This window comes from Vibrio sp. V42_P2S4T144 (genome assembly GCF_009904715.1).
Taxonomy (GTDB): Bacteria; Pseudomonadota; Gammaproteobacteria; order Enterobacterales; family Vibrionaceae; genus Vibrio; species Vibrio alginolyticus.
The window spans coordinates 1-15,230 of record NZ_WXWS01000114.1 but is presented as its reverse complement, the minus strand read 5'-3'; the positions used below and the strand labels follow the sequence as shown (position 1 = coordinate 15,230).

Below are 15,230 nucleotides of genomic sequence, written 5' to 3'. Positions count from 1 at the left end.
ATTAACCTTGTGTCTCCCTGAATATATAACAAGTAACGTGCCAACTTATAATTTTCTTTTAAATCAGAGCGTTATTCATTTTGTTGTCGTTACACACTATTGTGCTATGATGTTTTTCACCAACTGTTGGTGAAATTTACCAACTCTATCTCTAAATCATGGCTCGGCTGTTAAATAAGAAGGACTTTATGAAGCAAAACCTGATTGGTGAATCACCTGCTTTTCTCGCTGTACTAGATAAAGTATCACAACTTGCACCCATTGAGCGCCCTGTCCTCATCATTGGTGAACGAGGTACGGGTAAAGAACTCATCGCTCAGCGTTTGCATTATTTATCAAGACGTTGGGATAAACCACTACTATCACTCAACTGTGCGACATTAAGCGAAGGGCTAATAGATTCCGAATTGTTTGGACATGAATCCGGCTCCTTCACGGGCTCTAAAGGTAAGCATAAAGGGCGTTTCGAGCGCGCCGAGGGCGGTACTTTGTTTCTTGACGAACTGGCAACCGCACCACTTTTAGTTCAAGAAAAGCTATTACGTGTCATTGAATATGGTGAATATGAGCGAGTTGGCGGTCATACCGCTCTCAATGCGGATGTTCGACTTGTTTGTGCAACCAATGCCGACCTACCAAAATTGGCAGAGCAAGGTGATTTTCGTGCAGATCTGCTCGACAGGCTAGCCTTCGATGTCATTATGTTGCCGCCTCTTCGCGAGCGCAAAGAAGACATTCTCTCTTTAGCAGAGCACTACGCGATGAAAATGTGTCGTGAACTGCAACTGGAATACTTTGTCGGTTTTACCCCAAAAGCGCAGCAGTCGCTTATTGAATATGAATGGCCCGGTAACGTCCGCGAACTAAAAAACGTGATTGAACGTGCGATTTACCAACATGGTCTGAATGCTCATCCAATTGATGAACTGGTTTTCAATCCTTTTGAAACGGTTTGGCACAGCGCGCTTGGCCATAGTGCAAAACAAGCAGAACAACAAGAAGAGGAAGCATCAAGCAACACCATCCAATTCCCTCTAGACTATAAACAATGGCAAGAGGAACAAGATATCCATTTACTCAATCGTGCATTGGAAGAAGCCAAGTTTAATCAACGACAAGCAGCCGAGCTACTTGGCTTGAGCTATCACCAATTACGAGGGATGGTTAGAAAATATGGTTTGGTCGGACAAAGCTAACTTGACCGAGAGAACTCAATCAATACACGAGCTCGTGACTGCGCTCTAATTCGCATGCATTTATGGCATAACACCTTACAGTGTATGGATTTTATGTTTGGAGCGAGTTCACAAAGGTGATAAATTAGCGAGATCATTTTCGCTTGTTAGCTTTGAAAGAGTAAGATCAAACGAAACGAGCAAGATCCAATGAACATTTCATATTATGAATGCTTTTATAAGATTATCGCTGAGCCTTATTGGGATTAGCCTACTTACCGCTTGTGGCGATGAAATTGACCACAATGATATTCGCAAAGCTGGCTTTGTGTTTTGCGGACAGGGTAAGCCGACCACGTTTAACCCTCAGCTTATTGATAGCGGTATTACCGCAGAGGCTCTGAGCCCGCAGCTGTACGATACGCTGCTCACGCTCGATCCTAAATCACATCAGCCCGTGGCAAGCATCGCCGAGAGTTGGTCAGTAAATGAATCAGGGACGGAATACACGTTTAAGCTTAAACGTGGTGTTAAATTCCAAACCACGCCTTGGTTCACACCCACTCGCCCATTGAATGCAAAAGATGTGGTATTTAGCTTCAAGCGAATCATCGATGTAGACCATCCTTTTCACCAAGTAGGTGGTGGTTTTTATCCATGGTTTGCAGGGTTAGATTTTCAAAACCTACTCCAAGACGTGGTTGCAATAGATGAGCATACGGTAAGGTTTACGTTATCTCAGCCAAACTTTTCTTTCTTGGCCAATATTGCCACCAGCCATGCGGTTATCTTGTCTGCGGAGTATGGACAGCAATTGGCAGCAAAAGATCATAAAGAAGAAATCGACCAACTTCCTATCGGTACCGGCCCTTATCAATTAAAAGAGTACCAAGTGAACGATTTGATTCGATTAGAGCGTCATTCTAATTACTGGAAGTCACCAGCAAAAATGGAACAAGTGGTGTTCGATATCTCTCACAGAGGCACGGGTACATTAGCTAAACTTTTAAGAAACGAGTGTGACGTACTCTCTTCACCTATTTCGAGCCAAATACCTGTCATTCAAGAAAATGACAACCTTGAGCTGACGGCTACACCAGCTAACAACGTTTCCTTTATTGCGATAAACACAGAAACCACCGCGCTGAGTGATGCTCGAGTTCGCCAAGCACTTAACTTAGCGATCAACCGTCAAAATATTTTAGATTCGGTTTACTACGGAACTGGCTCCCAAGCTTATACCTTGCTACCACCAAATTCATGGGCTTATCAAAAAGACAGCGTAAAAATTCGTTATGACCGGAATTATGCATTGGCACTACTTCGAGATGCAGGCTACGAAGACGGCCTAGAATTGACCATGTGGGTACCACTTGAACCACGTGCTTTTAACCCAAGCCCTCGTAAGACTGCGGAGTTAATCCAAGCGAATTTTGCCGATATTGGGGTTAAATTAACGCTACTGACCGATGATAGGTTTGAACGTGTGGATTTGGAGAACATCAACGATATCGATTTACTTTTAACTGGTTGGATTGGTGATACCGGGGATCCTGACAACTTTTTCCGCCCTTTATTATCTTGCGAGTCTGACCGCGTTGGCCTTAACGTGTCCATGTGGTGTAACGATGACTTCGATTTCTTGCTCGATTTGGCGTTAGAAACTCAAGAACCGCGTTACCGTTTGAACCTATATCGCCAAGCACAGAACATTTTGAATCAAGAGTTCCCGGTTATTCCTCTGGCGCATGGCGTGCAGTTCCGTGTGCACGACAAATCGCTGACAGGCTTCAAATCAAGCCCTTTCAATGCCCAACCGTTTGATAGAGTTGAGAGAATTCACTGATGTTTTGGTATACCGTTCGACGCTTTAACCTATTTATCATCACTTTGATGATCCTTACATTAGTGGGTTTTTCTCTGCTTCGCCTTGACCCTCTCTCGCACTGGGCAAACGTTGATTTTTGGTCTGGTTGGCAAACTTACTTAATCAACCTTTCTCAGCTTGATTTTGGCATAAGTAAAAACGGCAACGCGATTTATGACGAGCTCGCCGTCGTATTCCCTGCCACTTTGGAACTGTGCTTTTTTGCCTTTTTGGTGTCCCTTTTGATCGGTATTCCACTTGGAACCGTGGCTGGGATGAAGCAAGGTAAATGGCTCGACACCAGCATTTCATTCATGTCGATGTCTGGTTATTCCGCCCCAATTTTTTGGGTAGCTCTGCTACTTATCATGGTCTTTTCATTGGAATACCAACTCTTTCCCGTTGCGGGACGGTATGATTTACTTTACGAAATTGATCATGTAACCGGGTTTGCCATTATCGACGCATTCATGGCGAAAGGCGAATACCGCGCTCACGCACTGCAAAGCGTTATTGAGCATATGGTGCTGCCATGTTTGGTGCTCGCTTTGGCTCCAACCACCCAGGTTGTCGGACTAATGCGCTCCTCGGTAGCGGAAGTGATGAGCCAAAACTACATCCGTGCAGCGAGAATCAAAGGTCTTTCTAACCGCGAAATCGTAACTCAACATGTATTGCGGAATGCGATACCGCCTATCATTCCCAAAGTTGGTGTTCAACTCTCGAGTATGATTACCTTAGCTATCATCACGGAGTCTATTTTTAACTGGCCAGGTATTGGTCGTTGGCTTTTAGATGCGCTAGCAAGCCAAGACTATGCATCTATCCAAGCTGGCGTGATGGTACTTGCGACTTTGGTTCTTACCGCTAACATACTCTCGGATTTGATTGGCGCGATGATTAACCCTTTAGTTCGAAAGGAATGGTATGCTAACAAATAACGTTTATCAGGAAGAGCGCATTCCAACACAGTTTGAGCGTTTTTGGCGAAGCTACCGCGCCAACGGACTAGCCATGTTTGGCTTGTGGTGCTTGGTGTTTATCGTCCTTATTACCATTTTTGCCCCCCTACTTGCACCATTTGACGCCCAAGCACAGTCAGGTGAGTTGCTTGTGCCGCCATCATGGGCTCCAGCAGGAACGGTTGATTACTTTTTGGGGACCGATGATTTAGGTAGAGATATTCTTTCGCGCCTGATTATGGGCTCTCAGCTGACATTTGGCGCTGCTGTCGCCATCACCGCAATTGCTGCCGTTGTAGGCTGTTTAATTGGCGTATTGGCAGGTATGACGAAAGGCTTACTGTCGAGTACTCTCAACCACTTGCTCGATACCGTCATGTCGATCCCGTCGCTCTTATTAGCAATCATTTTTGTGGCATTTCTAGGCTTTGGTGGGTTCAATATTTTACTCGCAATCTGCTTGGCTTTGATTCCGCGTTTTATTCGCTCCGTTTATATCGCAGTCCACACCGAAGTTGAAAAAGACTACATAATGGCAGCACGCCTTGATGGCGCTAATGATTTCTACTTACTGTGGAGTTCAATTCTTCCTAACATTCTGACGGTCATTGCCGCTGAAATCACACTCGCGCTCTCTGCTGCGATTTTAGATATTACGGCACTGGGTTTTCTTGGCCTAGGCGCACAGGCACCAAGCACCGAGTGGGGAGCAATATTAGGTGACTCTGTCGAGCTTATTTATATTGCACCTTGGACAGTGACCCTACCCGGCCTGACCATCATGTTTACTGTTATTACCCTAAACTTAGTAGGTGAAGGTGTACGTCAAGCGCTTAATGCGGGGATCGAATAATGCCGTTGTTAGATATTCGACATTTGACCATTGAGATCGAAACACCTCAAGGGTTGGTCAAAGCCGTTGACCGAATGAGCCTAACTTTGAACGAAGGCGAAATTCGTGGTCTTGTAGGTGAGTCTGGTTCAGGGAAAAGCTTAGTTGCAAAAGCGATTGTCGGGGTAAGTAAAGATAACTGGCGCATCACCGCAGACCGTATGCGCCTTGGCAATATTGACTTGCTTCAGCTTACACCAAAAGAGCGTCGGCGCGTCATTGCTCGTGATATTGCGATGATTTTCCAAGAACCTTCAACTTGTCTTGACCCTTCAGAGGAAGTCGGGCGTCAATTGATTGAATCCATTCCATCTCGCGCATTTGAAGGGAAATGGTGGGAGCGATTTAAATGGCGTAAAAAACAGGCCATCGCGCTTTTGCATAAAGTGGGTATTAAAGATCACAAGCGTTTAATGGGTAGCTACCCTTATGAACTGACTGATGGTGAGTGTCAAAAAGTCATGATTGCCATGGCGATAGCGACCAAACCAAAGTTGCTGATCGCAGATGAGCCAACCAACGACTTAGACCCGATTACCCAATCGCAAATCTTGCGTCTCTTGAGCCGCATGAACCAACTTAATAACACAACCATTCTGCTTATCGGCCACGACTTAGCGACCATAACACAGTGGGCAGGACGTATTACGGTAATGTATTGTGGTCAGTCGGTGGAGTCTGCCGATACCAGTAAAATCATTGCGGCACCCAAGCACCCGTACACCGATGCCTTGCTTAAAGCGATGCCTGACTTTAATGATTGGGTACCACACAAGCAAAAACTCCAATCCCTACCGGGCTCGATTCCGCCATTGCAGCATCTACCTATCGGTTGTCGCCTCGGACCACGTTGCCCATATGCGCAGAAACAATGTGTAGAAATTCCACACACCAGACGAATTAAGAATCATAAATTTAACTGCCACTTTCCATTGAACACGGAGAAAAAGTCATGAGTGCGTTACTTGAAGTCGATAATTTATCGAAGCAATTTGTTACGCGCTCCCGTCTGTTCAAACGCCAGGTTAATGAGGCAGTAAAACCGGTAAGCTTTACTTTAGAGCCAGGGCAAACTATTGGTTTTATTGGTCAAAACGGGTCAGGAAAATCCACACTAGCTCGTATGCTTGCTGGCGTTGTTGAACCAAGCTCCGGAGAGATCCGTGTGAATGGCGAACGATTGGAGCACAAAGATTACGCGACACGCTGCAAGCTCATCCGCATGATTTTCCAAGATCCAAACACATCGTTAAACCCACGTATCCAGATTGGTCGTATTTTAGAAGGTCCGCTAAAGCGAAATACCAACATGCCGCCAGATGCGCGCATGCAGCGTGTAAAGAACACCCTGCTCCGCGTAGGATTGCTGCCTGAGCACGCCTATTTTTATCCACAAATGCTAGCTGCCGGTCAAAAACAGCGCGTATGTTTGGCTCGTGCACTTATTCTTCAACCTTCCATCATTGTCGCTGATGAGGCGTTAAACGGTTTGGATATGGCAATGCGCTCGCAGATCATTAACTTATTCCTCGAGTTGCAAGAAGAGATGGGATTGTCATTTGTGTACGTGTCTCAGCACATTGGCATTGTTAAGCATATTACTGATAAAGTGATGGTGATGCATGAAGGTGAAGTGGTCGAGTTTGGCGAGACCAACCAAGTACTGACTCATCCCGAGCATCCTATTACTCAAAGACTAGTCGAAAGCCACTTTTATAAAGCGCCAAGCCATCAAACAAAATAGCTTATCAAAAATGTAATCGTGCAAATGTAAAGAAGCCTGCTTTAACGCAGGCTTCTTTATTGCATGGGGACTAATCAAAAAACTAACGGCGGCTCGCTTGTTTGCGTAGTTCAAAATCAAACTCGTCAGGAAACAATACGACCCCTTCTTCATTTTGATTTGGAAATACAACAATCGATAGCTCGTCATCCTCTAGACCAGAGGTCCAACGGCTGTGCCACTTGTTTAGAGAGATCGCTTCTGGCTCGCAATCTTCCCAATCACCATTCGCCCATTGCAAAGCAAACTCTTCGTTTGGCCATACTGGTACACAATCATCATCTTCTGTATTTAGCATGACACAGCCATGTTCGTCTTTCAGAATCCAAACCTTACGATTCGCGACTATCTCTTTTACGCAGTACTTTAAACGTTGCTCTTCATTGTAGCGATTAATGGTATCCATCTGCTCTTGGGTCAGTTGCTCAGACATATTCGTCTCCTATTTCCCATAGAAAAATGCCCGCAGCTAAGCGGGCATTTAAAGTATATGCTAGAAAATTAAGCTAGTTCAGTTTGAAGCCAAGGCCAACCTTGCTTCTTACGGCTTAGCGTGTTTTCCATCATTAACATGCCGTCTTTTTCGTGCTTAACAAGCTTCTCAGCCCACTCACCTTTGTATAGAAGACGAGTTTGAGCAGTCGTGATGTCTGTTAGCATTACGGCAGCGAACGCTAAGTTATCTTTCTCACAACGAGATTCTAGGTCTGCTTCTAGTGCTTCGATCATACCGTCAACTTGCTCAAGAGTTGCAAGTTCAACCTGACCAACCACTACGTCACGACCGTTGAATGGGTAACCTTTAAGGTCTTTCTCAACAAGCTCAGCCGCTGATAGACCTTCGATGTTTGTTTTAGCAATTAGAAGATCTTTAGTGAACGCGTCAACATCTTGTACGTCTGCGATTGCCGCTAGTTCAGCAACGGCATCTTTGTCTTTTTGTGTACAAGTTGGAGAAGCAAAACCTACTGTGTCAGATAGAATTGCTGACATCATTAGCTTAGCAATTTGTGGAGTAATCGCGTGACCTTCAATCTTGAACATGTTGAATAGAACAGTGTTGGTACAACCAACAGGCCAGATCCATGCTTCCATTGGGTTTACTGTCATCACGTCACCTAGACGGTGGTGGTCAACAATACCCGCAATTTCAGCTTCTGCGATATCGTCTGGTGCTTGTGCTAGATCTGAGTAATCTACTAGCCAAACGGTCTCACCCGCAACTGATGTGCGAAGCTCAGGAACTTCAGCGCCAGCAACTTCTAGGATGTGCTGAGTTTCACGGTTGATTTCGCCTTGGCGAATTGGCATAGCTTCAACGCCACGCGCTTTTAGAAGTTCAGTTGCAACGAGTGCACTACAAATACTGTCACTGTCTGGGTTCTTATGACCTACAACTAGAATCATGTTTCTTCCTATTCAAGTCAATTTTATACGCCGCCTAATACAGTTAATTAGGGCGTGTTTGCTCACAAAGGCCGATACTTTACCTGATTTCAGAGAGTTTGACACGAAGAAAAGTTCACAATGCTATTGCGAATAAATCTCATTTACATATAATGATAATTATTCCTATTTGCATTTGAGTAAACGATGAACGCGACCCAATTATTACACTCTGCACAACAGTTGTTTCAGCCTACTCAGTTTCGTTTAGCTTATAAGCGATTGCTGATCCCTATCGTCATGCTCATTTTGCTAGGCAACGAAAATACACGTGACGTAGCCGTACAGACGCTATCCGACTCATTCTGGGCAGTGTCATGCTATGTTGCTGCCACATTGGCTATTTATCATTATCTTTCAAACTTTATGTCGAAAACCAATCGAATTACCGAGCTCTACCATCGCTCGCGTAATCATCAGGTTTTCTTTGCTTCTTTATTGGGTGCTTTGCCTGGCTGTGGTGGCGCTATTGTTGTGACAACGCAATTTATTAGTGGCCGAGTGGGATTTGGTGCGATTGTCGCGGTACTTACTTCAACAATGGGTGACGCTGCCTTTTTACTTCTGGCCGCCAAACCAAGTGTTGGATTAGGCGTGGTTGGATTAGGCATTATCGTGGGTACTCTTTCAGGGTTAGTCGTTAATGCTTTTCATGCTGATAACTTTCTGCGACCAGAACCAAAAGAAGCACCTCAGACACATGCTTGTTGCCAACACCAGACAGACCGACACACGCCTCTTGAACAACGTGCAATCAATCTACAAGGCGCATTTTGGAAATGGCTTATTGTGCCTGCTAGTGTCGTTGCTGTGTTAATGTCTTTCCAAATAGATATTAATCAGTTGCTATCTTTGAAAGCCAACACCATTGAATGGCTGGGCGCTATCTTCGCGGTGATCACAATGTCGTTGTGGGCTATGACAAAAGAGCTCGGCGATTATCAGTCAACGGTCTCTGAAGATGAAAAAATTGTGGACTCGCATCCAATTCAAAAAGCGGCTCAAGACACAAACTTCGTCAGTGCTTGGGTGATCGTCGCTTTTCTGGCGTTTGAACTGACGACCTATTTTTCTGGAATCGACCTCGTAGAAACCTTTTCTCATTGGGGGATATGGATGCCATTAGCTGGCTTAGCCATTGGTATGCTACCTGGTTGTGGTCCGCAAATTTTAGTCACTAGCCTGTACATCTCTGGTGCAGCGCCACTTTCGGCGCAATTGGCAAATGCGATTTCTAACGATGGTGACGCCCTATTCCCCGCCATTGCAATGGCACCGAAAGCTGCTTTGGTCGCGACTATTTACTCGTCCATTCCTGCGTTTATTGTTGGATACGGGTATTACTTTTTATTCGAGTTCTAACGCTCAGAGCATCAAACGAGAAAGGAGCCGCAATAGGCTCCTTTCTTGATCTTGGTATTGGGCGATTTACTTCACGTTATGCTGTAACGATCGCTTTCGCATTGAGCCCTTTATCCACGCTCACCATTAACAACTGGCAAGGTTCTTGGTTTAGCTTTTCGCCTGTCCAGTAATCATACCAGTCCACCGGTTGATCAGACGTCAGCGTAAATTCCATCGCTCCGTAACTCGCATAATTAAACAAACAATGGAGGTCATTCTTCGTCGTTAGTTTTAAAAACGCGTGATTTAAACTCAAAGCGGTAAACTTTGCAGATTGCTGGTTACGTTGTTGACGTAACATGAGCTTAGCCAGTGTCTTCTTAGCAAACGGCGTAATCTCAGGGAGCGGGTCACCAGACAGCAGCAAACCACCACTCGCTAATAACACCGTGCGATGAAATTCATACTCTTCTCTGGATGCAGATTGATTAGCTAATGAAGTGAACGTGGCGCAATCCGGATCAATTTGCCACAGTTTTCGGTGCTGCCAACTACGGTAAAAGGTTTCTCTGGCTATCTGCTCGAATCGACGACTATGACGCTCTACATCGTCAGAAACACGCATTGCATCCACAAGTCCCAGAGATGGCCACATTGGCGCGTTGCAACCTAAAAGCCACGCATCACCAGCGCCTTTGGCAATCGCTTCCATTCCTAAGCGATACGCCTCAACGCCTGTAATACCAGATTGTTTACGCACACCTTTTAAGGTGCCCCAATAGTTCGCGTCTAGCTTGAACAACTCAACGCCCCACTCTTGTCTCATGACAGAGACTATATTCGTCAGATGGTCTTGTACTTCTGGGGTTGAGGTATCGAGTATGTACCAAGGCGTGCATCGCCAACCACCGTATGTGACATCTTCTGCTTTAAGTAAGCCACCATCCTTGTGGCGAACAAACCAATCTGGATGCTGTTTGAAGATCTCCGACTCAGGCTGTGCAATGAAAGGCGCCATCCAAATTGCCGGCTTTTTTCCTTTTGCACGGATATTATGAATGAGCTCTTTTACGCCACCAGAAAACTTATCTGATGGGGTTAACCAATCGCCCATAAAGGCTTGATAGCCATCATCCAGAAGTACCCACTCTAGGTCTTCGAGCTTATCTTGCATGCAATCCACGTTCTGCATGATGTTTTGCTCTGTCACGTCTGCGTAGTACGCGTACCACGAACACCAACCAACAGGCGCATCTTGTGTCACACCTTGGCGAGCAGGATGATGCTTTGCAATCATCTCGCCATAGGTTTGATAAAGCTCGGACAGCGATTGACCACAGAGTACCGCCACGGATTCAAGTTGATTACTTTCCCAATCCGCCACTTGAGTCAACTCACCATCAATTGCGGCTGATAAAACCCAATGCCCATCACGCAGCACAACATCAAAATAGCCTGCAAAGCGATGACATGATGTGAAGCCAAATAATGTGTAGCCCGCTGAACCTTCCACCACTAAATAGTTGTAATAACGCTTAGGGGCATCTTTAGGGTAGATTCGATAAGAAGGATTATTGTCTGGGCAGCGACCAATATCAACGGGGTGATTGATCGTTCCCGCCGTTTGCGCCAACATTTGAAAACCATCCCCAATTACGTCGGCCTCGTGCTCGTACAAAAACGGCATTTCGAATAACACTTCACGGTCGGTAAAGGTTTTATTGTGAAGACCAGCAAAAGAAAAATGTAATTGATTACCCTCGACTTCAACTTGGAAGTCATTGTTATTCACAGTGATCTCAGTGTGATTTGCTAATTGAATGCTCTGAGCCATAAAGAGTCTACTCACTTAATTATTATTGTTTAGCTTGGCGCATTATCTCCTGCTTGTCTCACCCAATTCGTTACCATCATCACGAATACCAGTCTCGTTTAACGTTATGAAGTTACTATTGAGACAACGCTCACTGAAATTTTGATAAAAAAATACCAGCCCTGAGGCTGGTATTTGGATTTATGCAAACTGCACTAATTAAGCAACTTCGATCGGACCACCAAATGAAGTGACTGGCGGCACTTTACCTGTGAACTTCTCGAAGTCTACGATACATGTGTTCGCAGAAGTCGCCTGTGCAAGCTCAGAAGAACCGATGTCTTGCGTTAGCGTGTTAGGATCACCGTAGGTACAGATTGCGCCTTCTTTCTCGTTTAGAGGACCGTACCATGCACCTTCTTCGATACGAATAACGCCACGTGGGTAGCTGTCAGTCAAAACAGCACCAGCTAATAGCTGACCACGACCGTTGAATACACGTACCAAATCACCATCTTTGATGCCTTTTGCTTTGGCATCCGCTGGGTTGATGTAAACCGGCTCACGACCTTGTACCGCGTAAGTCGCGCGGAACTCTTCAGACTCACACATTTGAGAGTGAAGACGCTTATCAGGGTGGCAAGACTGCAACCAGAATGGGTATTTATCTGAACCAGGACCACCGTGTGAACGCTCTGATTTTTCGAACCACATTGGGTGCTCTTGACAGTGTTCGTAACCGTAACGGCCGATCTTGCGTGATGTAATCTCGATGAAGCCAGACGGTGTACCTAATGGGTTAAGCTCAGGGTCTTTACGGAAGTCCGCATGACGAACCCAAGGTTTACCTTCACCGAAGTCTAGTACGCTCTTCTCCCAGAACTCGTTGAATTCTGGCATTTCAAACTTACCTTCGTTCGCTTTTTTACAATCGTTGTAAAGGCTTTCGATCCATTCCATCTCGCTCATACCACGAGTGTATTCTTCGCGGCGACCAAAACGCTGAGTGAGTTCACTCATGATTTGGAAATCAGGCTTAGATTGGAACAATGGATCAACGAGGCGATGCATCGCAATCAGACCTTTGTTCGAGTATGAACCGTATACGTCGATGTCGTTACGTTCCCATTGCGTACACGCCGGTAGAACGATATCTGAGAAACGACATGTCGCAGTCCAAGCAAACTCGATCGTTACAACCGTTTGAAGTTTGCGGAACGCTTTCTTCATGCGGTTACGATCTTGATGGTGGTGCCATGGGTTACAACCCGAGATAACCATCATCTTGAAGTCTGGCAGTTTCACTTTACCGCCGTTGTAGTTGATCTCTTTGCCAGGTTCTAGCAGACAGTCGATCCAACGTGCAACTGGGATAGTACGACTGTAACCGTTAAAGTCGTTGTTGTCCCACTTCGGTTTCATACCTTGATCAAGGTTACGAGGGAAACCACCAGGGCCCGCGAAACCAGTAGAAGGCACACCGATACTTGAGTAATGGTGACCGTAAGAGATACCACCGCCAGGTAGACCGATTTGACCAACCATTGCAGCAACCACAGCCGCTGCCCAGTATGGCTGCTCACCGTGCTCTTGACGCTGGATACACCAACCCATCAGGATCTGTGTACGACCGCTGACTAGCATGCGTGCGAATTCACGGATCTTGTCCGCTTTCACACCACAAATCGCTGCTGCCCATTCAGGCGTCTTCTCTACTTTGTCTTTTGTCTTACCTTGAACGTATTGAATGAACTCTTCAAAGCCGAGACAGTAAGTATCAATGAATTTCTTATCGTACAGGTTTTCGTTGTACAACACGTGTGCCACAGCGAGCATGAACGCTACGTCTGTCAGCGGGTTGATGTACAAGTGATCGTTCTCTAAGTAGCGCTGAGTTTTGTTCTTCACTGGGTCTACAGATAGAACGTTGATCTCACCTTTCGCCACTTTTTCTTTTAGTTGTGCAAGGTACTTAAACGACTCATGCGTTTCACAGTTCCAACCTACTTGAAGGTTTTTCACTGGGTCGTTAGCCCAAAGAACGATGTTGTCAGAGTTTTCTAGGATCTCAGACCAAGACGTACCTTGTGCGTACACTTCGGTTGAACCTAGCACGTACGGCATAATGGTTTGACCTGCACCCGTCGAGTAGTCACCTACTTTAGTGATGAAGTTGCCATGCATACCTACTGCACGTTGCATGTGCGCAGTACAGTTGTTAAATGAACCCGTTTGGTTCCAACCTGTTTGACCTGCATGCAGCGCCCATGGGCCGTAGTCTTTTTGAATACGTTCTAGCTCACGGTAGAACAAGTCTAGCGCTTCATCCCAAGTTACTCGGATGAAACGGTTGTTACCGCGAGTATCCGCGCTGTATTTATGTTTCTTCAACCAATCTAGACGAACCATTGGGTAACGAACACGTGAAGGGCTGTAGATAATACCCTTAATGCCGTTCAACATTTCTGTTGGGTTTTTGTCTAGCTCTAGCGGCTTGATCTCTTGAACTTTACCCGCGTAGATGTGGGCGCGGAACGCGCCCCAATGAGAACCGGTTACTTTCCAAGTACCTGTCGTCTCAACGGCATTTGCAGAGGCGGACGCCAATAAGCTAGGACCAATTACTGACGCTGCACTTGTGGTTGCTACACCTTTAAGAAAACTTCTTCGTGTAATAGCCATTTAAAATTACTCCAATCCGACGCTTATTAGTGGTGACCTTCAGCATAATCTGAAGAGTGTTTCTGTAGATACTTCAAGATCAGTGCTTCACTGTCTGTATCTAGGTTAACGAACGCCAACATACCGTCGAACATACCTGGCCAGGTGTTCGCGTCGAAGTGCGCTTCCGCAGGTTGAGTGTGACATACAGAACAATTGGTCTTGTAGGCTTCACGAGATTTTTCCCAAACAGGATTGATGTCGTTCAGCATAGACTCTTTCTTAATCCATACTTTCGCCGCTACTTTTTCCCAAGGAAGGCCTGTTAACTCATCCACTTTTTTCTCACCAGTCGTCACAATGTTGCTGTCTGTTGCTGCTTCTTTCATCAGAGACGCAGTCGCAATGTTCTTACCGAAGTCTTCTTGAATTACACGACCAAAACCTTTTGCTTTGCGCCAACCGTCAATTTCGATCTCAACAAACTCGCCTTTGTCTTCAAGAACTTTAACGGTCGATGCAGGATTAAGAAGACCAGCTTCTTTACTGCCTTGCGCATCAAAGTAAATTGGTAGGTGACGAACGCTCACGAGTTGCTGACCAACGCCGTAATCAGTGTTAGAAGTCATACCCTCTAGATCACCCACGATACCGCCAATGCTGTCCATGCCTGCTGGTAGGTTGTGCGCAATACCCTTGTGACAGTCAACACAGCTTTGATCTTTCTCAGCGGCTTGCTTCATTTGGATACGAGCCGTAGGAGACATTTGCTCGAAATCCATCGATTCGTAGTTGTGACAGTTTTTACACTCCAGAGATTTGTTTGCCGAGAAACGATCCCATTCGTGTTTAGCAAGTTCGATACGACGCTCTTCGAACACACCCGGTTCGTCGTAGTTGCCAAATACTTGTGCAAATACTTCTTTAGAAGCTTGCATCTTACGAGCGATCTTATCTGTCCAGTTATGTGGAACGTGACAATCAGGACAGGTAGCACGAACACCAGAGTGGTTTTTCCAGTGCACCGTTTCTTGTAGCTCAACGTACACGTTGTCACGCATTGTGTGACAACTAATACAGAATTCTTCTGTGTTGGTTGCTTCTAGAGCGGTGTTAAAGCCACCCCAAAAGATAACACCAGCAATAAAGCCGCCCATAGTCAGCACACCTAGGCTGATATGTACAGCTGGGCGCGTCATGGTACGCCACAGTTTAATGATTAATGATTTCATTATTTGCTCTCTTAAAATCTTTTCAAAAGTGTGGTTATGAGCTCACTGGCTTACA

Annotated in this window: 12 protein-coding genes; 7 read left to right on the top strand and 5 right to left on the bottom strand. The window is 45.6% G+C overall.

All coding sequences use genetic code 11. From position 1 onward, the window contains the following. Positions 1–188: 188 nt before the first annotated feature. From pspF to CAG68_RS03850, 6 genes are all read left to right on the top strand, one after another. On the top strand, positions 189–1,196 hold the full coding sequence (gene pspF / locus CAG68_RS03875) for a phage shock protein operon transcriptional activator (protein WP_017820869.1): 1,008 nt from the start codon (positions 189–191) through the stop codon (positions 1,194–1,196). 205 nt (positions 1,197–1,401) lie between these two features. Then, positions 1,402–3,021 (top strand): ABC transporter substrate-binding protein SapA, encoded by a 1,620-nt coding sequence (gene sapA, locus CAG68_RS03870; protein ID WP_017820870.1) that lies wholly within the window; start codon positions 1,402–1,404, stop codon positions 3,019–3,021. Further along, entirely contained in the window at positions 3,021–3,983 is a 963-nt protein-coding gene (locus CAG68_RS03865) for an ABC transporter permease (RefSeq protein ID WP_005378122.1), read from the top strand. The genes sapA and CAG68_RS03865 overlap by 1 nt, the downstream gene beginning before the upstream one ends. Next, a complete protein-coding gene (locus tag CAG68_RS03860) occupies positions 3,970–4,857 on the top strand; it encodes an ABC transporter permease subunit (protein ID WP_005378123.1) in 888 nt (295 codons plus the stop codon). The genes CAG68_RS03865 and CAG68_RS03860 overlap by 14 nt, the downstream gene beginning before the upstream one ends. Further along, on the top strand, positions 4,857–5,852 hold the full coding sequence (locus CAG68_RS03855; protein WP_005378126.1) for a peptide ABC transporter ATP-binding protein: 996 nt from the start codon (positions 4,857–4,859) through the stop codon (positions 5,850–5,852). Before CAG68_RS03860 ends, CAG68_RS03855 begins: the two co-directional genes overlap by 1 nt. Continuing rightward, entirely contained in the window at positions 5,849–6,640 is a 792-nt protein-coding gene (locus CAG68_RS03850) for a peptide ABC transporter ATP-binding protein (RefSeq protein ID WP_005393308.1), read from the top strand. The genes CAG68_RS03855 and CAG68_RS03850 overlap by 4 nt, the downstream gene beginning before the upstream one ends. An 82-nt stretch (positions 6,641–6,722) precedes the next feature. On the opposite strand, the gene CAG68_RS03845 is transcribed toward CAG68_RS03850, so the two are convergent. Both CAG68_RS03845 and CAG68_RS03840 read right to left on the bottom strand, forming a co-directional pair. Continuing rightward, positions 6,723–7,112 (bottom strand): DUF2750 domain-containing protein, encoded by a 390-nt coding sequence (locus CAG68_RS03845; RefSeq protein WP_005378129.1) that lies wholly within the window; start codon positions 7,110–7,112, stop codon positions 6,723–6,725. Between the two features lie 68 nt (positions 7,113–7,180). Beyond that, complete coding sequence (locus CAG68_RS03840) at positions 7,181–8,086, bottom strand: manganese-dependent inorganic pyrophosphatase (RefSeq protein ID WP_017634678.1); 906 nt, start codon at positions 8,084–8,086, stop codon at positions 7,181–7,183. A gap of 186 nt (positions 8,087–8,272) precedes the next feature. On the opposite strand from CAG68_RS03840, the gene CAG68_RS03835 reads away from it, so the two are divergent. Next, on the top strand, positions 8,273–9,487 hold the full coding sequence (locus CAG68_RS03835; protein WP_025766868.1) for a putative manganese transporter: 1,215 nt from the start codon (positions 8,273–8,275) through the stop codon (positions 9,485–9,487). A 76-nt stretch (positions 9,488–9,563) separates the two neighbouring features. On the opposite strand, the gene CAG68_RS03830 is transcribed toward CAG68_RS03835, so the two are convergent. The 3 genes from CAG68_RS03830 to torC all read right to left on the bottom strand — a co-directional run bounded on the left by CAG68_RS03830 (position 9,564) and on the right by torC (position 15,175). Then, on the bottom strand, positions 9,564–11,303 hold the full coding sequence (locus CAG68_RS03830; protein WP_161440805.1) for a glycoside hydrolase family 36 protein: 1,740 nt from the start codon (positions 11,301–11,303) through the stop codon (positions 9,564–9,566). 198 nt (positions 11,304–11,501) lie between these two features. Continuing rightward, positions 11,502–13,964 carry a trimethylamine-N-oxide reductase TorA gene (torA, locus tag CAG68_RS03825; protein WP_005378138.1) on the bottom strand — a complete coding sequence of 821 codons (2,463 nt, stop codon included), beginning with the start codon at positions 13,962–13,964 and terminating at the stop codon, positions 11,502–11,504. A 26-nt stretch (positions 13,965–13,990) separates the two neighbouring features. Continuing rightward, positions 13,991–15,175 carry a pentaheme c-type cytochrome TorC gene (gene torC, locus CAG68_RS03820; RefSeq protein ID WP_005378139.1) on the bottom strand — a complete coding sequence of 395 codons (1,185 nt, stop codon included), beginning with the start codon at positions 15,173–15,175 and terminating at the stop codon, positions 13,991–13,993. Positions 15,176–15,230 lie beyond the last annotated feature (55 nt).